Source organism: Psychrobacter vallis, assembly GCF_904846715.1.
Taxonomy (GTDB): domain Bacteria; phylum Pseudomonadota; class Gammaproteobacteria; order Pseudomonadales; family Moraxellaceae; genus Psychrobacter; species Psychrobacter vallis.
Map to the genome: position 1 here is coordinate 209,932 of NZ_CAJHBU010000004.1, position 20,063 is coordinate 229,994.

12 protein-coding genes and 1 pseudogene are annotated in these 20,063 nt (G+C 44.1%); 7 read left to right on the forward strand and 6 right to left on the reverse strand.

Translation table 11 applies throughout. The annotated features are described in order from the left end of the window. Nucleotides 1–7 precede the first annotated feature (7 nt). From maiA to JMY02_RS04510, 5 genes are all read left to right on the forward strand, one after another. Nucleotides 8–652: a maleylacetoacetate isomerase gene (gene maiA, locus JMY02_RS04490; RefSeq protein WP_201595652.1), complete on the forward strand. Its 645-nt coding sequence runs from the start codon at nt 8–10 to the stop codon at nt 650–652. Nucleotides 653–813: 161 nt separating this feature from the next. Further along, complete coding sequence (locus JMY02_RS04495; RefSeq protein WP_201595655.1) at nt 814–2,313, forward strand: DUF4331 domain-containing protein; 1,500 nt, start codon at nt 814–816, stop codon at nt 2,311–2,313. A gap of 27 nt (nt 2,314–2,340) precedes the next feature. After that, a complete protein-coding gene (locus JMY02_RS04500; RefSeq protein ID WP_201595657.1) occupies nt 2,341–2,622 on the forward strand; it encodes a hypothetical protein in 282 nt (93 codons plus the stop codon). Nucleotides 2,623–2,701: 79 nt separating this feature from the next. Beyond that, on the forward strand, nt 2,702–3,946 hold the full coding sequence (locus tag JMY02_RS04505) for a tetratricopeptide repeat protein (RefSeq protein WP_201595660.1): 1,245 nt from the start codon (nt 2,702–2,704) through the stop codon (nt 3,944–3,946). Continuing rightward, nucleotides 3,943–5,088: a HupE/UreJ family protein gene (locus tag JMY02_RS04510; protein ID WP_201595662.1), complete on the forward strand. Its 1,146-nt coding sequence runs from the start codon at nt 3,943–3,945 to the stop codon at nt 5,086–5,088. The genes JMY02_RS04505 and JMY02_RS04510 overlap by 4 nt, the downstream gene beginning before the upstream one ends. Before the next feature lie 94 nt (nt 5,089–5,182). Here JMY02_RS04510 and JMY02_RS04515 read toward each other — a convergent pair whose 3' ends face one another. The 4 genes from JMY02_RS04515 to JMY02_RS04530 all read right to left on the reverse strand — a co-directional run bounded on the left by JMY02_RS04515 (nt 5,183) and on the right by JMY02_RS04530 (nt 14,674). Then, entirely contained in the window at nt 5,183–6,238 is a 1,056-nt protein-coding gene (locus JMY02_RS04515) for an energy transducer TonB (protein WP_201595665.1), read from the reverse strand. Between the two features lie 253 nt (nt 6,239–6,491). After that, entirely contained in the window at nt 6,492–11,987 is a 5,496-nt protein-coding gene (locus tag JMY02_RS04520; RefSeq protein WP_201595668.1) for a YadA-like family protein, read from the reverse strand. A gap of 390 nt (nt 11,988–12,377) precedes the next feature. Beyond that, a complete protein-coding gene (locus JMY02_RS04525) occupies nt 12,378–13,973 on the reverse strand; it encodes a sensor histidine kinase (protein WP_227678411.1) in 1,596 nt (531 codons plus the stop codon). Between the two features lie 14 nt (nt 13,974–13,987). Beyond that, a complete protein-coding gene (locus tag JMY02_RS04530; RefSeq protein WP_201595673.1) occupies nt 13,988–14,674 on the reverse strand; it encodes a response regulator transcription factor in 687 nt (228 codons plus the stop codon). 344 nt (nt 14,675–15,018) lie between these two features. Between JMY02_RS04530 and JMY02_RS04535 the strand changes: the two genes are divergently transcribed. Then, on the forward strand, nt 15,019–15,537 hold the full coding sequence (locus JMY02_RS04535; RefSeq protein ID WP_201595675.1) for a Spy/CpxP family protein refolding chaperone: 519 nt from the start codon (nt 15,019–15,021) through the stop codon (nt 15,535–15,537). A gap of 314 nt (nt 15,538–15,851) precedes the next feature. On the opposite strand, the gene JMY02_RS04540 is transcribed toward JMY02_RS04535, so the two are convergent. Together JMY02_RS04540 and JMY02_RS04545 are read right to left on the reverse strand one after the other, a co-directional pair. After that, nucleotides 15,852–17,483, reverse strand: coding sequence for a hypothetical protein (locus JMY02_RS04540; protein ID WP_201595678.1), 1,632 nt, complete (start codon nt 17,481–17,483; stop codon nt 15,852–15,854). A gap of 44 nt (nt 17,484–17,527) precedes the next feature. Beyond that, on the reverse strand, nt 17,528–19,513 hold the full coding sequence (locus JMY02_RS04545) for a hypothetical protein (protein ID WP_201595681.1): 1,986 nt from the start codon (nt 19,511–19,513) through the stop codon (nt 17,528–17,530). Between the two features lie 341 nt (nt 19,514–19,854). On the opposite strand from JMY02_RS04545, the pseudogene JMY02_RS04550 reads away from it, so the two are divergent. Further along, nucleotides 19,855–20,063: pseudogene (locus tag JMY02_RS04550) on the forward strand (IS1595 family transposase); the annotation flags it as partial.

The following is a 20,063-nucleotide window of genomic DNA, read 5'->3' on the forward strand; positions in this document are numbered from 1 at the left end:
AATAATAATGAAACTTTATGGCTATTTTCGTAGCAGTACCGCTTATCGTACCCGTATCGCGATGAATTTAAAAGGTTTAGAGTACGATTATGTCGCGGTCAATTTGGCACAAGATGAACAGATGGAAGAAGCTTTTAAGTCTATCAACCCACAAGGACTGGTTCCTGTTTTACAAGTCGATGATTTATTGTTATACCAAAGCCCTGCTATTTTGGAATGGTTGGAGGAAGTCTATCCTGAAAATTCTTTATTGCCAAAAGATGCGATCGGTCGTATGCATGTGCGCGCTATTAGCGCCATGATTGGCTGTGATATGCATCCGATTAATAATCGACGTATCTTACAGTATCTACGTAACGAGCTGTCCGTAGACGAAGCTGACGTTATGGCATGGTGCAATCGCTGGATAAGTGAGGGATTTATTGCTTTAGAAAAACGTCTGGCAGCGGATAACAATCGCGGGAAATTCTGTTACGGCAATCATCCTACTTTTGCAGATTGCTATTTGATTCCGCAGGTTTCTTCTGCTCGCCGCTTTAAAGTAGACCTAAGCCCTTACCCTAATATTGTTGAAATTGATACACATTGCCGTACGCTAAAAGCTTTTACAGACGCCGATCCTATGATGCAACCTGATGCGCCAAAAGCTTGATATATACACATAATTAAATAAATTAAACGCTTCACAAACGAATTTAAACATGTGTATAATTCAAATTAACTTAATAAGGACATTATTTAGTTAACTAGTAATTGTAAGTGAGATCGAATCTCAACCGCCCAATCACTTAAAGTTTCTTTACAAGGATCCGTATGAAATATACCACAAAGGCGCTAATAGCAGCCATGACCCTATGCGTGAGTGCAAGCGCCGTCGCCTCCAGTCACCGTGAAGCCCCTTCTATTACCAAAACCCCAAAAGTCGATGCCTCTGACTTTTATATGTTCAACAGCTATGAGAATAACCGGTCAGATTATGTCACGATTATTGCCAACTATTTGCCTTTACAAGATGCTTACGGCGGACCCAATTATTTCGCCCTAGATCCAGATGCCCTTTATGAGATTCACATCGACAACAACGGTGACGCTGTTGAAGACATTACCTTCCAATTTGATTTTACTCAAAATTTAAATAGTATTGAAATCGATTCAGATCGTAACCCATCAACACCAAATGTCGCCATACCTTTATCTAACGCTGGCGATGCCTCAAACCCTGCCAATGTCCAAACGAGCGAGAGCTATAACGTAACGATGGTCAAAGGTGATCGCCGTAGTGGTGCGCGTACCTCATTAGGCAATTTCGATAAACCATTTGATTATATCGGTACCAAGTCGTTTGCTGACTATCCGACATATGCTCGCAGCTTTATTAAGCCTCTAAATTTAGGCAGTTGTGGTACAGGCAGAGTGTTTGTCGGTCAGCGTGCTGAAGGTTTTGCCATTGATTTGGGCAGAGTGTTTGATTTAATCAATTTGAACCCACTGGGTGCACGTGATGGCGGTACCAACATACTAGCGGACAAAAACGTCACATCGATTGCGATGGAAGTGCCAAAATCTTGTCTCGTCAATAGCACCAGTAAAGACCCTGTGATCGGCGCTTGGACGACTGCCAGTGTTCGTCAGGCGACACTAGTCAATCCGTCTCCTGCTTCTGGCATCAGCACCACCGCTAAAAAAGGTGGCGCATGGACGCAAGTTTCAAGATTGGGTATGCCGCTCGTCAACGAAGTGGTCATTGGTCTAAAAGACAAAGACAAGTTTAATGCCTCAGAGCCAAAAGATGATGTTGCAAACTTCGCCCCTTATGTATTTTATCCGACGCTTCCAGCGTTGATTCAGACGTTATATCCAACGGCACCTGCGCCAACGAACTTCCCACGTCAAGATTTAGTGACCGCATTTTTAACAGGCGTTCCTACAGTGAACAAGCCTGCGAATACAAATCAAGTACCTGCAGATATGCTACGTTTGAACACTAGCATTGCAGCGGTACCTGCTGCAATGCAAAACGATTTGGGTGTAATTAGTATTATTCCTGGTCAGACCGATGGTCGTCCTAAGGCAGATGCTAAAGATGTTGCAGGCTTTCCAAATGGTAGACGCCCTGGTGATGATGTCACTGATATTGCATTGAGAGTATCGATGGGTGCCTTATGTCATGCTGGTCTACCAGCTGCTGTCACCTGCGTACCTGCTGATGCAAAAGCTGGCAAAGCACCACTCACTGATGGTGCGCTCAAACCTGCTACTGAATTTGACTCAGTCTTCCCTTATCTAACAACACCAACCCCAGGTGCTCGATAAGCTGAAACGAACCCAAGGAGAAATACTATGCGCTATATAATGTTAGCCGTATTGATCACTGGATCAGCTGCACTTTCTGGTTGTTTCAATGATAATGATAACAATGCTAGTAAACCCACAAATCCAGTCAATAACGATGTTGCAGTAGACCAAGAAAAAGCTAAGTTGGCCGTTAGCAGGACTTCTGATGTGATTGACGCCAGTAATAATGTGGATACCGATGAGCCTCAAGATATCGATCGGATTATACTTCCTGAAGCAAATTTGGCAGAACCTGTTGTAGTAGCAAATGCCAATGCCTCACTCTAGTATGACGTGAGATAAATCCAGCAAACACCTAGTCAGTATACTGATTGGGTGTTTCTTTATGTTCTGAGTGAGATATTTTATGCACTGGATTAAGTTCCCTATCGAATGCTTATTGTTATTATTCATTAGTAGTCAGCTTATTCATGCTGCCCCCTTTATTCCAAAAGACGATCAACAAATTCTTGCGACCCTACCCGAAGACTCACCGCCACCGCGCTATCTAAGCACGGCTGACTTTGTGTCAGATACCGGCTCAAGCTCACTTGAGCAAACCGGTGAATTGTTAGAACGCGCTTATTTGCAAGGTGACCCAAGAGCACTCGGGCAAGCACGTGCGCAATTGGATCAGAGCACCGACCAAAGTATCGATACACTCATGCTACAAGCGCGGGCACTGCAATCGGATCATAAATTCTCTGAAGCAAAAGAAGTGCTAAAACAAATATTAGACCAAGAACCCACTCATCCAGATGCGTTATTGACTCTATCTTCTTTACTGCTCGTCCAAGGTCAATTTACAGAAGCCATGAGCTACTGCCAAAAGCTCGATGATCCTTCGCTTCGCGTTTATGCATTAGCCTGCGAAGTTCAAATACAAAGTATGACAGGGGCGCTTGAATCAGCAAAACAAACGCTTAGTGGTCTGGCCGCCATTGCGCCTGGTCTAGACGCATCGACAGCGCGCTGGATTTATCTCATTCAAGCAGATGCAGCCCTGCGTAGTCAAGATGCCGCGCTTGCCACTCAAGTGTTTGATACGATGGATGATGAGACCGTGCCTGCACTCATGGCTCGCGCTGATTGGCTATTAAGTATCGGTAAGTACGAACAAGTCCGTGACCTACTCGCAGACCATACGGATAAAGACGCGCTGTTACTACGGCTTATTACGGCTCAGATGAAATTGAATGATCCCAAAGCCAAGCAAAATTTAGCGTTGATGAAAGAACGTATTGATGTCTGGCAAATACGTAAAGAAGATGCCCATATGCGAGAGCAAGCAACCTATGCCTTGCTCGCCAATCAGGTAGATTCAGCCCTTTCATTGGCGCAAAAAAACTGGCAACAACAGCGCGAAACCGCAGATATCGAGCTGTATGCCACCGCAGCACTCAAGGCAAATAGCCAAAAAGACATCGATTTGATACGCCAGTTTATAACTGACACGCAGTTTGAATATCCAGCGCTCGAGCGCGATCTACGTGTGGGTAAAATCAGCGACTGTCTACACTGTCAAACTGCTCGCACGCAAGACTCGTCTATGCAAGTTAAAAGCATCCAACATTCAGGTGCACAAGTTCAGATCAAGGATAAGCCTTTATGAGCGTACTTAGCAGACTTATTTGGAGTCACACTTACCGTTATTTGACATTACTATTACTAATGGTAACTTGTACTCTAGTACAAGCGCATGAAGCCAGTACCGCTTACTTAAACCTGACCAAAGATGATTCCACAAGTGCCGCAGACACTAGATACAAAGCTGAATACGAGTTATCACTGCGTGATTTGGCACTGCTCGTAGATATCGACCCAAACAAAGACAGTGAGGTCAGCTGGGCAGAAGTAAAGTCACAAACGCCGCTTATAGAGCAACTTATAACGTCTAAGATCACTCTAGAAAACGCTAACCAAGCCTGTAACGTCGCAAATTTTGCACCTTTGGCAATTAATACGCGTGGCGGTTTTAATTATTTATATGCCAATTTTGCACTACAATGCGAGCAGCCAATCGACAATCTTGATTATCAGATATTGGCAGGTATTGATGCCAACCACCGCCTGATATTGATGCAATCAGACTCTGATGCCCCATTGCAAGTGTTGGCTGTCGGACAAAGTCCATTGGGATCAGAGGCTGACTCTGGCTGGATGGCGATGGCGACAAACTTCCTTAAAAGCGGTGTCCACCATCTACTCATTGGTCTCGATCATCTGCTATTTTTGTTTGTGTTACTCATTCCTGCGGTATACATTCGTAAGCAAAAACAGCTGGTTGCCGTTGCCAACCCAAAAGCGGCGCTACTTGAGGTTTTTTGGATTGCCACGTCTTTTACACTGGCCCATTCCATCACCTTGAGCCTAGCAGCGCTACAAATCTTTAGTATTCCTGCGCGCTTTATCGAGTCGGTCATCGCATTATCTATTGCGTTTGCCGCACTCAATAATTTGATGCCGATGCTGCGAGTGCGAGCCGTCTATTTGGCCTTCTTTTTTGGACTCATTCACGGCTTTGGTTTTGCCAATGTATTGGTGGACTTGCCACTCGACACAGGTTCGCGCGTGCTGGCACTATTGAGCTTCAATATTGGTATTGAGCTTGGGCAGCTAGCATTTATCGCGGTAGTATTTCCGATCGCACTATTGCTACGTCATACGACGTTCTATAAGTGGGGAATATTTTATATCGGATCGCTGATTGGTATCTTAGTGGCACTATGGTGGTTTTTTGAGCGGGCATTTTAGCGCGTGATATCAACGTAGTCTTACTTATGAGAGATAAAAAAGGGAGATAAAAAAGGAGTGCATCACTTCTTTTTTATTTTATGAATCACTGCTTTTAAGGTCTCTCATAAACCAGTGACATCGGTACAATGGCGTCAACCGCCTTATCATCTTTTATGATCGGGTTGAGTTGTCCTGCTCTTACTTGCGTCGTTGCGACAGCATCAACAATAGGACTGCCTGACGACTCAAGCAACTGTACTTCAGTGATATAGCCCTCTGTATCAATATGCAACTCAAGCATTACGATAAAAACATCACCCAACCTACGATCGACACTACGCCATATAACTGAGGAGATACTAGTATTGGGTGCCTCTCCATCAATCCAACTGCCAGACTCCGCCATCACAGGCGACTCTTTATCAGTGGTGTCGTTCAAATTGCCATTATCATCCGCTTGTTGTTTTGCTTGGTCAGCAGCCAATGCTAGCATATGGCTGAACGCCTCGTATTCGGCTTGCCATTTTTCTTGCTCGGCGCGCTTTTGGTTGGCTTGTTTGGCAGCTGACCGCTTTTGTGCGGCTTGATCGCGATTAAACTGCTCTGTCACGCTACGAATCATATCAGACAGATCATCCTCTGCTTCGTCTTTTGTATTGTCCGTTTTGTTAGAGATGCTTGCTATCTTTTTAGATTCCACTATCGTTAGGTTTTGTACCGATGAAAAATTAGTAGGCTCCATTTCTGTGTCAGATTTTTCTGTAGGCAGTTCCGTACTTTTTACTGGAGCGATGTATTTTTTTTCTGTTTTTGTTGTGAGTGGTTCAACTGCCTCCATTACTGGCAACGGTTTAACAGACTTAGCTTTTTCTGTTGACTCAGCGGGTGGTTTTTTAGGCAGTGAAGACTCTAAAGGCACGGGTTTAGACTGAGGCTCAGGAGTGAGAGCAGTTGTAGATGATGGATTTTTTTCAGGCTGTGCAGCCAAGGTTATCAATTCCAATTGAATAACTTTTGGTTTATTTTTTGTTTCGAGAGGCTTTGGGCTATCTATGGACATCATCGCCCACACAGTGACCCCGTGTAGTAAAATGACTAAAACGGTTATCCAAGCAGTGACAGGACGAGTAAATAAATTCGGTATCATAATAGCTATTAGAATACGCATTAAAAACAAACCTGTATATGGATTTTTTTGGTTATTCAGCAAATAAGAACTGAAGGGTATAACCCTTTTTATTTTTTACTCTTTTGATATATTTACCTTTTTTAAATCAGTAAGTTACTAAAAAACGATCTTGGGATAGCCAATATTGCATTGTTGCTTAAACTACTTATGTTTCATTCATAAAAAGCAAGACAACTATTGTCTTGCTTTTTATGTTTTTCTATTTGCTTTACCACTGTATTTGAATTTTTACTCAATCGAAATGAAAGCCTGCACCGATCGAGGCGCCAGCATTACCTTGCGTATCTGCGGTACCGTTTAGTTTCATGACCCAACGACCGTCGTTAGATAACTTAGAGAAGCCGATCGCGACTGCGCTTTCTCCATTGTATGTACCCACGCCGCCCCCAATCATTGACTTTCCTACAATATAAGCCTGTGGTAGTGAAGACATCGCCATGGCTGCTGAAATACCAGCGTTTGCATCATCTTCGACTTCACCAATCTTATAGCCTAACTCATTCATACTGTCGCCAAGTCTTCTACTAACCGCATCTAATTGGCCAAAATTCACGGCATCTCGAGGAGCCATACCATCAGCAACATTAGTGATCTTGTTCCCAGCGGCATTGATGCCACTTGCGGTCATACTAGGGCCACCAACCATAGTAATACCATTATCATTGATCGTGGTATTACCAGTAGTAACGCTATCTAAATTGATATTACCGTTTAGATCAAACTTAATACTACTGCCCTCTGCCGTGGTCGTGATGTTATTACCACCTGTGAACGTAAGGACACTGCTATCCCCTACGGATTTGTTGATGTTAGCGCCACTATCTGCCCCAAAATTAAGTCCTGCATCCAGTCTATCCTTATTAGCCTTGATGTTTGTCACATTGGTTGCGATATTGGTGGTGTTAGTTGCGATATTAGTAGTGTTATTAGCAATGTTAGCCGTATTGGTTTGCACGTTTTCATTGATTGCAATGGTGCCTTGTCTGATAGACGCGATGGCACCATCAATATTATCTTCACCTGTTCCACCAATATTACTATTAGTAAAAGTCCCATTTGTTGGATCATAAACAGTATTGCCACCGATAATGCTACTGATACCACTACCTTGTGCGTAAAGCTGACTGCCATTGATAGCTTCTTGGCTGTCCGCTGTAACATCACCTTGTTGAACACGAGTAATTTTAGTGTTCGCGGCATCAATACCGTTTTTGGTAACGCTTGGACCACCTACAATCGTGAGTCCGTTATCGTTGATCGTTGTATCGCCAGTCGTAACACTAACCACACTGATATCTGGGTTCAGATTAAAGCTGATACCATTGGCAGGGACAACAGCCGCGTTTGCATTGGTAGTAAACGCTGTATTATCAGCCACTGTTCTAGACACTTTGATATTACCATCTGTACTGTTCATATCAACACTACTTCCTTGTTTTATCATGGTGGCAATATCACCCTGAGCAGTGATTCCCCAACCTTGATCTAAGGCAATCGCTACTTCTCTTAATTGCTCAACGTTTACGGCATCAGTATTTAGTGTACCTTTACCCACGTTGCGAATAGGGTTGCCACCGTTATCTAGACCAATACTGCTTAGCATAACCCTTGTACCAAAACCATTATCAATAAAGGTAAAGCCATTACTATTCATGATGCTATTGCCAGTTTGTATACTACCGACATCTCCCAAATTCAGCTGGTTGTTCAGTTTGACCTGAATACCAGTCGCAGAAGCAATGGTGGTAAGGTTGCTGTCACCCGTAACGTTAATAGTGTCACCTAACGCGAACTGCTGATCATTATCGCTGTTACCATCACCGATTTTGATACCTTTAGCAATTTCATTATTGGTCGTTGTGAGCTGCGCGAAGTTTACGGCATCACTTGGTGCAATCCCTTCAGCAACTTTGATGATTCTATTATTGCCATTATCAAGTCCTTCATTGCTCAAAGTAATGGTCTGATTAGGGCCGTCAGTGATGGTGAGTCCTGCATTGTTAAGTATCGTACTTTCTGTTCTCACACTGCCTGTTCTACCCAGATTGATGTCCTTGGCCAACCTAACGTTCAGGTTGCCCTCGTCATCAGCAACGACCCCGATGTTGTCCTCTGTCAGGTCTTTCGCTCCCCCTTGAATCGTCAACGTCTGACCAAGTTTACGGTTGACAACCACTGCGGTATCGTCTCCAGTAAAACCCAGTCCCAAGTCAACGGTACTGTTGGTTGCCTTTAATTGTCTGACGTTAACAACATCTGTATCGTCATCACCATCTGCCACATTAGTGATTTGATTACCGCCATTATCCAGACCGGTGCTGCTTAGTCTGACGGTACTAGCGCCACTGAAGCTGACGCCACCCATGTTCAACAAGGTGTTGCCAGTGGTGACGCTGGTGAAGACAACGTCATCTGCGGTTGCGACTTTGATACCACCATCCTCAGCAGTTAATACGATGTTGTCACCAGTGAGGAAGTTGGCGGTGTTGTCCCCTTTATTCAGGGTCTTGACCGTATCGCCGTCAATTTGTGTGACCACAGTCTGCATGGCGCTATCTGCTTTAACTAAGCTTGCTTTGCTTGTTTCACTTAGGTCAACGGCATAGTCGGTCGTGTTAGTTACGGTGTCTTTGTCACCTGCTGTGACGGTGACTGCGGTAGATCCAGCTGACGCGGTGACGCCATCCGCGTTAATGGTATAGACGTCCTGTCCGTTGCTGCCTGAGGTTTTTACCACATCGCTAATGTTGGTGCCTGCTCCAACTTCGGTTCTAGCAGCGGTAGTGGCGTTATTGAGCTGACTGACGTTGACCGCGTCATCAACAGCAACACCTGCTTTGACGTTTGTGATCTTCTTACTGCCCGCATCAATACCACCAGATCGGGTCATGCTTGGACCATTAAGCATGGTCAGACCATCAGTCGTTAACAGGGTACTAGGAATGCCTAATGGTCCATTCACAAATACCCCAGCACCATTGACTGCTGTGCTGCCCAGTCCGTTGCCTGTTATGAGACCCAATCTATTAACTGTCGTGACAAGACCAAGGCCAAATGGACTACTAGATCCTATTTTGATGCTACCCGTACTGCCTAGATCAAGGTTGTCGTTTAGCTCTACTTCAATTTTACCGTTATTCACTCGCGTGTCGATATTGTTGTTAGAGCCGACCAATTCGACTGTTTGTCCCAGAGATTTTTGTACCGTATTTCCATCAGCAGCTTTTAAACCAAAACCTAAGGTAGATACTCCCGTAATTGCATTATTTAAGTCACCAATATTCGCAGCATTCGTTGCAGTTGTACCGCCACTCGCCACATTAGTGATTTGATTACCACCGTTGTCAAGGCCGGTGCGGCTTAGTCTGACGGTACTACCGCCAAGGAAGCTAACGCCACCCATGTTCAACAAGGTGTTGCCAGTGGTGACGCTGGTGAAGGATACATTCTCTGCGGTTGCGACTTTGATACCGCCATCCTCAGCAGTTAATACGATGTTGTCGCCAGTGAGGAAGTTGGCAGTGTTGTTGTCTTTATCAAGGGTTTTGACGTCATTGCCGTCGATCTGAGTGACCATACTTTGCAGGGCGCTGTCCGCTTTACTCAAACTGGCTTTACTGGCGCCGCTTAGGTCTACCTCGTAGTCGGTCATGTTGGTCGCTGTATCTTTGTCACCTGCTGTGACGGTGACTGCGGTAGATCCAGCTGACGCGGTGACGCCATCCGCGTTAATGCTATAGATGTCTTGGCCTGTGAGGCTGTCAGTCGATAAATCAACACTGGCGACATTGGTGCCTTTGACTACTTGGGTTCTGGCAGCGTTTGATGCACGGTTCACATCTCCTATGTTTGCAGCATTCGTTGCAGTTGTACCGCCACTCGCCACATTAGTGATTTGATTACCACCGTTGTCAAGGCCGGTGCTGCTTAGTCTGACGGTGCTAGCGCCAAGGAAGCTGACGCCACCTGTGTTCATCACGGTGTCGCCTGTAGTGAGGCTGTCTAAACCAGTTAAATTTTTAGCCAACTTAATGGTTAAGGTATCAGACCCATCAGCCATCACACCGATGTTGTTACCGTTGGCTAATTTTGTACCATCTGTCTCGCCACCTTTAACCAGTAACTCATCACCAAGTTGACGATTGACTTTAGTACCACTGTCACCGCCAAAATCCATACCTTGATTAAGCGTATTGTTGACACCATTCTGTAGGCCTTTTAACTGAGCCACATTAACTGCATCGCTGTCGTTGGTACCAGCTGCTAGATTGACAATCTGACGATTGCCACCCTCTGTGCCAGTACCAATTGATACTGCACCAAGCGCCACACTTCTCGTTGCAATAATCGCATTTTCATCGATTGATAAAGCACCCAATGGTACGAAACCAGTTGCCCCACCTGCAACATTAGCAACAGAACTTGCTCCTAAAGCCACACCATCTTGAGCATTAGACTCGGCACCTGCACCAAGTGCCAGTGCTCCTTTTCCGGTAGCTGAAGATCCCATGCCAAAGGCAGAAGATGCGGTGCCAGCTGAGTTAGCATGTACGCCAACAGCGGTAGATAGATCACCTTTAGACTGTGACTTTACACCAATAGCAATCGATGCTGCACCACCTGATTCTGTGTTCACATCGAACTGATTGGCTTCTACCATATCTTTACCAGCATAATCCTTAAATACAGTATTGACGGTGCCACCGTTTAATACACTACTAGCAGAATGATTTCCAATATTAGCTTTTGAAGCATAATTTAAATCATCCCCGCCAAGCGCAATAGATGAGTGACCTTTTGATACCACATTTGCACCAATTGCGATGGATTGCTCTCCACTTGCGGTGGTGTGTTGACCCGTTTTACCACTACCAATCGCAATGGCTTGTTCGCCAGTAGCCGTTGTATTTCCGCCCATGGCCATCGCGTTTTGACCGGTTGCGCCATCATTATTAGCGTTACCAGCAACATCTGAGTTGACGCTGTAGTACTTGGTCTTGTTTGCTGCAACTGTAGTATTGATAGCGTTTAGTTGGCTACCGTTCACGGCGTCCATACTGGTTGCATTGATGGCTCCAGGAGCCACACCAGTGATAACGTTATTACCATTATTCAAACCACTATGACTCAGCACAACATTATTTATTGGGTTGTGTGCTCTAATCGTAATACCTGAACTATCTACCAAAGTATCACCCATTTTGAGGCTACCATCAGCACTCAAATCGATATTTTCAGCCAATTGGATGGTCAAAGTATCACCGATACCGAACACACCAATGTTACCATTCGTTAGCGTTCCAGTTGCTCCGCCCAAGATATTAAGCGTCTCGCCATTACTGCGTGTAATAGTGGTGGCATTATCACCTTCGAATTTTAGGCTGATGGAGTCTCCCGAGTGATTAGGGTTAGAATTAGTATTGTGACTATTGTTACCAGTAGTATGGTAATGAACTCCATGACTGCCATGGCTGTGACTGTAGTCGCCATCATGGTGATTCTCTGTACCTGTAGCATTTGTTTGCATGCCAAAACCAGCGGCCAGTAGCCCAAGCACTATGGCACTCAAACGTAATGTATTGAAAGAAGATAGATTAGATGTTGTGTTGATGGTCGTGTTAGAGCTAACACTAGATTTGGAAGATTTGCCACGTCCCTTCGCATACTCACCGACTGCGGTAAAACAACCCAAGGCTTCATTCCAGATGACTTTGTAGATGCGGTTCATGATATGTACTCCCTTACAGATTTGTCAGATTTAAAAAATCAGAGGTAAAATCTATATCGCAGAGAGTCGATATCACAAAATAAAACGGGATATAAACGGATAATCACGAAGCTTTTTAGAAAACCATGTGTATAAATATTTAAGGAATGAGAAGTTTTGTCTTGTGAAATCTTTAGCACTCTCTATATATTAGTATTACCGAATATATAGAGAGCTACAATACCGTCAGTCGGCATTTTAATACCGCCTGTCTATTATATTCAATTAAACGAATATAAAGAATCAATTATTTATATTGAAATAATACATTTTGGTGAAATTATCTTTTTTTCGAACTCAGTAAAAATGAGTTTGAAACAGCGAATCATGTTTTTGAAATTGGTATCATTTTCATTGTTTAATAGGCAGCACAATCTGTACCACCAATCCTTGTATACCATCTTGTCGATTGTAAACATTGATAGCCCCCTTATGCGCCATCACTACTGCATGGACGATTGCCAACCCCAATCCATAGCCGCCTGTTTCGCGATGGCGGGCGGAATCTAGCCGTACAAAAGGCTGGAAAATACGCTCTACGTCTTTATCCTCGACGCCGCCGCCTTCGTCTGTTATGCTAATTTGAATAGCAGGTGTCTTATTGTTCATTTCTACTTTTTTAATTTTAGCAGTCACCACTGACCCAAATGCCGTATGCATAAAAGCATTACGAATGACGTTTTCAAGCGCACTGTGTAGCTGTTCTTGATTGCCAAGCACCGTCCAAGCATCTGTCGATGTAGCTATTGATGTAGGTATCGATGCAGAGTCAGGCGGCTGCCACTGCCAGTGCACTTCCTTATGTTGAAATTCAAAGCACACATCTTGTCCAATTTCACTGACGATTTCAGAGATATCGACCTCGTCGTTTTCTAAATTATCGATGGTATATTGCTGCATTTGTAGTGATTGAATATGAATGATTTGCTCAATCAACTCATTCATTCGCGCAGACTCTTTATCAATACGGTCTAGATAACGATTGGCATTGGGAGCAAAATCGCGAGTCAGTTCAGTCGCAACGTCCAAACGCGCTAGTGGTGAGCGCAGCTCATGGGAGATATCACTGAGCATCTGCTTGCGTGCCAGCTCACTCTCAGCCAGTCGCACCGAGAGATTAGCCACGTCTTGCGCCAATAATCCCAGCTCATCGCCACCCATTTTGGACAGATTTGGATTGACTTGATAATCACCATCGATCATACGGTGCACCGTACTCTGTACACGGCGAATGCGGCGAGTCAGCGTCCGACTGAGCCAAATACAGACCAAAACACTAAAGACCACAATCAATAGCAAACGGATCGGAAAATTCTCACGTTGCAGCTCTACCACGTCAGCAAACCGCAAATGTGGGCGTAATTGTATGATGACTGTCTGCTTATTCGGTAACACAACCGTCATATCCGCCAATTCAGGACGATTATCAGAATCAGCAACCGTAGCGCTACTCGGCATCATCGGCTGTAGCACGCTACTTAGCATAGACGGTTTGTCTTTTAATGCTTCATCACTGCGCTGTTGGTCAGAGTTATCATAGGGGCTGCGCTGTTCGGGCGTTTTTTTTATAAAAGGATGCCCTCCCTGCCGATCGTCTTGCGGACGTTCTTGTCTGCGCTCTTCTTTATCACGATAACGCGGAAATATGATTGCCCCTTGCTCATCATAAATCCTAATTTGATTGGTGAGCCATCGGTCTTGACGGTAGATTTTTCTGACCGTTCTCAAATTACCCGTTTGTAATGCCTCAACCATTTCTTGACGCTTAGTCAATAAGCGATCAATTTGTACATCCATTCGAGCCGTCAACTCCTTTTCAACCAGCCAGTGCTCCACCCGAATAGACAAAATAGAAGTGATAAGAATCGTCAATAAAAGACTCAAAAACAGACGCCAAAACAGTGTGATTCTCACCTTAAATATCGGTGTTTTTACCGAAGAGTCCATCGATGAATCCATCATTAAAGCACCAACTGATAGCCTTTCCCGCGAACCGCTTTTATCGGCTCATCGTGAAAAGGTTGAAGTTTTTTACGCAAGCGCGATACATGCACATCAAGGCTACGATCAAACGGCTGCAACTCTCGCTGTAGGACATGCTCTGACAGCCACGTCTTACTCACCACCTCGCCTTTTTGTTTGAGTAGCGCGACCAACAGATCAAACTCTGTCCCAGTGACTTGCAGCGCTACGCCATCTATCTGACAAACGCGCTGGTTTTGATCCAGATGCAACCGACTCTCTGGCAATGGTGTGTGCTCTGATGCCGCCGCATTCGTACGCTTAATCACAGCATTGATACGTGCCAGCAACTCCCGAGGATTGCAGGGTTTGGTAATGTAATCATCCGCGCCAAGCTCTAGACCGATGATACGATCAATCTCCTCGCCCTTTGCTGTCAACATAATGACGGGGATATCACTGATATTTGGCAATTGCCGTAGCACACTCAATCCATCAATTTTTGGCATCATGATATCTAATACCAGCAAATCATAAGCAGAGGCATTATGACTCGCCGCTTTTAGTTTCTGAATCACTGCTTCGCCATCATGCACGCAGTCGCACTCGATACCGTGATTCTGCAAGTATTCTTGTAATAACTGTGTTAGCTCTTCGTCATCATCGCCTAGTAATATATTTGCCATGTCTATCTCCTGAAGCTTTAAATATAGTCTAGGCAGTTTAAAGTGCGTACAAGGCAACCGAGCGCAGATAGTACCGTTGTACAGCAAGTAAGGTTAACACCGTACTCATTTATAAATGCTTTGACTATGGCTTTATGACTCACATTATCAGGCAAGTGCTTAGCCATACGCTATAAACGTTACCTTTCTTAATATTTCATAAATGTTCGTAACCTTTAACTGTCGTAATATAGCGGTTATCGATAACAAGTATGTTGATTGTTTAGGCGGCTTACTCGATTATATTTGCCAGATAAAACCTAAATGTTCATTTCACCAAACCAAATTATACAAAGGACGTCCTTATGAAAAAATTAGTATTGGGTTCAGTATTGGCACTATCTAGCGTATTTACCGTTACCGCATGTACCAGCGTGAATGCCACCACTGACACCAAGCCCGCAACCAGCAAAATGCAGCATAAAGATGGCATGAAAAAAGGCATGAAAGGTCCAATGTCTCAGTTGGATTTGACCGCGACGCAAAAAGCACAAATTAAAGCGATTATGGAAGCCAAACAAGGCGATCGCAAAGCTGACCGCGAAAAGCATAAAACCGAGCGTGCACAAATGCACCAACAGATGCAAGCATTGACCAATGCCAGCACGCTAAACACTGCGGCTGTGAACCGTTTGGCTGACCAAGAAGCAGCCAAAACCAAGCAGCGTTTTATTGAGCGCGTACAAACCGAGCACGCCATCTCACAAGTATTGACGGTTGAGCAACGTGAGAAACTGGCCAAAATGAAAGCTGATAAAATGGCTAAAGGTTATAAAGGCTCAGAGCATCGTAAAATGCATGGCAAAGAGCACAAAGGCCTATAATTTGTCATGAATAGGTCAGTTATAATCAGTTCAGTATAAAACCGACTATACCTACCTAATCAGTAACTTATAAAACTGAGTATTCATCTAAAAAGAGGCGCATCGTTCAAACGATGCGCCTCTTTATTTAGCGACCCTAGTACTATAGCCAATCCAGAATAAAAGTGGTATGTACGTTGATTGTGTTCTACTGGTATAAATTTTCTTCGCTGGCTGTTCGCAAGCGTGACAGATGCTTCATAAAATTCACCCCAGCAGAACTGCAACCTTTTTAGAATGGATCGACTATACCCAATCACCAGCAAGTGATCCGTTTACTCAATAGTCTCAACCGACTCTTTGGCCATTGGCAACATACCAAACATCATCTTACTCATCGCCGTACCATTGCCATCACGGTAATATTGCGTAAGATCGCGTCCATACTCTCGCACATCAATACTATTACTCGCGTTCGGCACTTGCCTATCACTGGGTAAATTAGGGAACGCTCTATCTGTCGCACGTATCGCGGAATACTGCTGTAAAACATCTATGACCAGACCCTTGTCAGACGCACTGCGCTCAGAAGAGGTCTTTCTTGGAAGTGAGGTCTTTCTTGGAAGTGAGGTCTTGCTTGGAAGCTCAGTGCGCAAATGCTGCCATTTGAGCTGACCACGTTTATCAAAGCCGTACAGCTCTTGCACCTTTGTACTTGATGCTGTGGCCTCAACCTCATTATCCACGGAACTTTTTACCATGGCTAATAATTGTTGCACCAGCGCTTTACTGGTGAATTTCTCAGCGTCCGTGTCCGCCACTGCGTCAGACTCGTTTGCTTTAATCAGTTCAGGATATTTTTGACTGATGCGATTGTAGAAGATGCGCAGGTAATCTTGATAAAACTTATCATAGCTCTCGGCACTCTGCACACGGCGAATGACTTGCGCGCTTGCTTGCATTGCTGGCGACTGATGCTCAGGTAATTTGGGAGAAAGTGATGCCAACGTATTAGGGGCTACATAGTCAAACTGACTGACAGGCGCTGCTTCATACGTTAAGTCTAGCGCAGCAAAGTGGCTTTTTATCACTTCCCGACCGAAGCCTTTAGGCAAAGTTCCATCGTCCATCGCTATTTTTAGCCATTTGTTTCGCCACTTGGTGCCAAGCTTGTCGTCTAAAAATTCTGAATTCAACATCGCAACATTGTCTGCCCATAGATAAATATCACCGTTTTTGAAATCGATATAAATAGGCTGATTGATACTGCTGTGATGATTGCGCGCATGGTACTGGACACTGGCGAGCATGGTGGCTTTGCCAGCGAGTGGCTGATAGACGCCTTGTGAATTGATAGACAATGGCTTTAATAGATAAGCATCTAGCAGCGCCGCTTTTTTGGCATCGAGCGATTTTGGTTTATCATCGTAATTGTCAAAGAGCTGCTGATAAGAAGATGCTACTACCGCGCTATCTTCTTCGTTGTCTTTACTGTCTTCCCATGCCTCATAGGCAACGCTGCACTCAAGGTAAGTGTCTTTAAGCGCCGTTCGCTGAGCGTCATAATCGGCATCCAACACCTCTTTATTTTGTGTTTCTGCTTGAGCGATTAATTCGGCATACGCTTGGTCATGCGTCTCTTCGCAGTACTCTTCCACAGCGTTTGACGCAACCTCTTCTTCGACATCAACATGGGTCAACTGCTGATCGTTACTAATCTCAACGTTGCTATGATAACTGAATGATTGGTAACGCTGTTTTTGTAAGGCAGCCGCCAATGCAGTTTTGGCCGCTGCTGGCGTTTGCTTTGCCGTCATGGCGTTAGATTGGTTGGTATTGTTAGAAAGGCTGGTAGATTGACAACCTGTCAATAACAGCGCTCCTGTCAATAACGCACTGGTTAGTAGTGTATTTTTTTTGAGAGCGGATGGGATATGACTTGCGATGGTTTGATGGTCGGTTTTCATTTTTTATCCTTAATAAGAAATCGCTTAAATATGACAAAATAGCGTTATTTATCCTCTAACCTGCTGTCAGTATCTTTTTTGACATCGGTATTAGGGTATACATCGCTGTACTCTTCGCGGCTACTGTCATCATCACGACTATCGCTATAATCCTCGCTGCTGCTATAACTATAATCATAGCGCGCGTAACGTGCCGTTTGCAGTCGGTCTTTTTGTTGACGTTGGTCTGCAATCCATGCGTTGCCATCAATCGCAGGTTGGGCTTTTTCTCCAAAAGATTCGGCCAATAAAGGCGTTAATATATGGCGATTAAAGCTGGCTTTATCGTAGCGTATTTGATTTATCATAGTGGTCTTAGCACCCATCAGATCGCTACCAATATTGAGACGCTGTTGTTTGGCAAGCAGACGATCTGAGCTGTCTAAGTAATAGTAATTTATCTGATTAAAAGAGATGGGGCCGACGGCCTCGATAAGCTGTAATAGCGAGCCTACATCGGCACTTTGATAGCCTTTATTGTATAGCGCCAACTTATCAAGCGCGGCTTTTAGCATGGCGCCATCAGGATATTTGTCTGGATTGGCATCCACATAACCCTGTAGTGACCGAGTCATGTATTTTAATGTTTTACCGATCATCTCTCCGCTTTGCTGACTGCCAAAATATACTTTTACCGCTCGATCAGCGCCGACTTCTTTTGCAAATTGATCGTCACGTATGTCTACCGCGCTAAAATGCTCAGGTGCTAGCTCTGCCATACTGCTCTGTATCGCAGCAATCGCAGCATCATAAATCACCGCAGAGGGTAATTGCGCCGTGATACTCTCAGGCAAACCAAAATTCACGGTATGTGAGGCCATCTGGTTAGGTAACGGCGTGTTCTCTGGTTTGGCAAGCGCCACGATAGGCATGATTGCCGAAGGATCTACTGTGATACTGCTGTTATTAAAATCAAACGCCAACGGTATCTGTATTGATGAGCTGAGCGTCGGTGTCATATAGTCGTAGCTATAGACGCTTTGTAGCTGTCTTTGTTTGGGCTTATACTGACTGACGCTATTGAACGTGAGGTTTTGATATTGATAAGCATTGGTCGCTGCAATCTGTTCAGGTGTGCGATGGAACATGCTTAGCATTTGACCAATCACGCCAGTTGCTGCTATTGGTGTATTTTTTTCATTCGACGGCTTTGGTTGCTGCTTGTCCATCTGCATGGCTTCGTAGTTTTTTGCCAGATTTTTTAGCTTAAGATCTGACATTCCAGCAAGAATACCGCCTCTGTTATCACTACCCTCGTTGGTTTCATCGTCATACTCATCCGTATCATATTCATACTCGTCATCGTCGTTATTTATTGACGTTTCATTTTCACCTGCTTCAGCCAATATGTCCGCAACTGCTTTGCTTTCTGCCTCAGAATATTCGCGAGCATCATCGGATTCAGTCATATTTGCCGTATCATGGTATAAATCATCATAACTTTCATCAAATGTACTGTCATCATATTCGCTGTCTGAATGCTCAAGCCCATAACCATACGTTTCTATAATCGTTCTCAGCAAGCTACTAGAGCCAGCATCGATACTATCGGCATCAATAAAAGGTACTGATTGATAGCTGGCCTGCGCCACGGCGACATGCTCTGTTGCCAAATGCTGACGAATCGCAGTAAGTAAGTGTGACTTGGCTTGATTCTCAGTATTGGGATATTTGTCTTGGTTAAACAGTTGCTCGTGGTGCTTGAATGTGGCATTTAAGCTGTCGTTAAAAGCGCGTCCTTGTGCTTGGTTTTGGGCAGTATTGGCGATATTAAAGTCTATAGTACTGCCAGCGGCCGATGACGGCATTGGAGTCGATTGGCAACCTGCGAGCACAAAAGGCGCACTGCTGAACAGCAATGCGTATCCGGCGATAGAAGTTAATTTACGCGGCGAATATGAGTGACTATTTTCATTACTTGTCGATGAGTCATAAGGCGCGTTTTTAGCATGACGCTGTCGATCGTGATTATTATTTTGGTTCGCTGACATAAAATCCTCTTATTCAGATAAGTAGTCAATAGTAGATGTATGTTGGTAAGTGTATTTATAGCACAAAAGGTTACAATTTAGTAATATCAGAGCACTATTTACAAGGAATTCTTTATTAATCCATAAATATTATTAAATAAAACATCTCATGATCGCTACATGGTCATAAAGCGATGACTAACAGTAGGATAAAATCAGAGGATAATCATAAAATTTAAAATCTAATAAACAACTTTCTACCATTGGTTATTTTCGTTACTATTCAAGTAGCGTCATTACTTTATCAACCTTATGAAACTATTTGGGGCTGTAGTAGATAAGCACCATGCTAGACTACTAAAATGAAGATAACCCGTTGTAAATTAAGTAAAAAAGAGCAGCGACGACTGTTAGAGTTTTTCACGGCCGAAGTAACCGCTAGAACCGCCGCAGATTTACTCAATATCCAGCCTAACACTGCTGCGCTTTTTTACCATAAAATAAGACTCGTTATAGAGTATTATTTATCTCTTGAAGCAGATGACATCTTTGACGGTGAAGTCGAATTAGA

Coding starts and splice junctions, on each gene's coding strand:
- JMY02_RS04540 (WP_201595678.1), bottom strand. CDS start 17,483: ATGAAAACCGACCATCAAACCATCGCAAGTCATATCCCATCCGCTCTC.
- JMY02_RS04545 (WP_201595681.1), bottom strand. CDS start 19,513: ATGTCAGCGAACCAAAATAATAATCACGATCGACAGCGTCATGCTAAA.
- JMY02_RS04515 (WP_201595665.1), bottom strand. CDS start 6,238: ATGCGTATTCTAATAGCTATTATGATACCGAATTTATTTACTCGTCCT.
- JMY02_RS04525 (WP_227678411.1), bottom strand. CDS start 13,973: ATGGACTCTTCGGTAAAAACACCGATATTTAAGGTGAGAATCACACTG.
- JMY02_RS04535 (WP_201595675.1), top strand. CDS start 15,019: ATGAAAAAATTAGTATTGGGTTCAGTATTGGCACTATCTAGCGTATTT.
- JMY02_RS04520 (WP_201595668.1), bottom strand. CDS start 11,987: ATGAACCGCATCTACAAAGTCATCTGGAATGAAGCCTTGGGTTGTTTT.
- JMY02_RS04505 (WP_201595660.1), top strand. CDS start 2,702: ATGCACTGGATTAAGTTCCCTATCGAATGCTTATTGTTATTATTCATT.
- JMY02_RS04495 (WP_201595655.1), top strand. CDS start 814: ATGAAATATACCACAAAGGCGCTAATAGCAGCCATGACCCTATGCGTG.
- JMY02_RS04500 (WP_201595657.1), top strand. CDS start 2,341: ATGCGCTATATAATGTTAGCCGTATTGATCACTGGATCAGCTGCACTT.
- JMY02_RS04530 (WP_201595673.1), bottom strand. CDS start 14,674: ATGGCAAATATATTACTAGGCGATGATGACGAAGAGCTAACACAGTTA.
- maiA (WP_201595652.1), top strand. CDS start 8: ATGAAACTTTATGGCTATTTTCGTAGCAGTACCGCTTATCGTACCCGT.
- JMY02_RS04510 (WP_201595662.1), top strand. CDS start 3,943: ATGAGCGTACTTAGCAGACTTATTTGGAGTCACACTTACCGTTATTTG.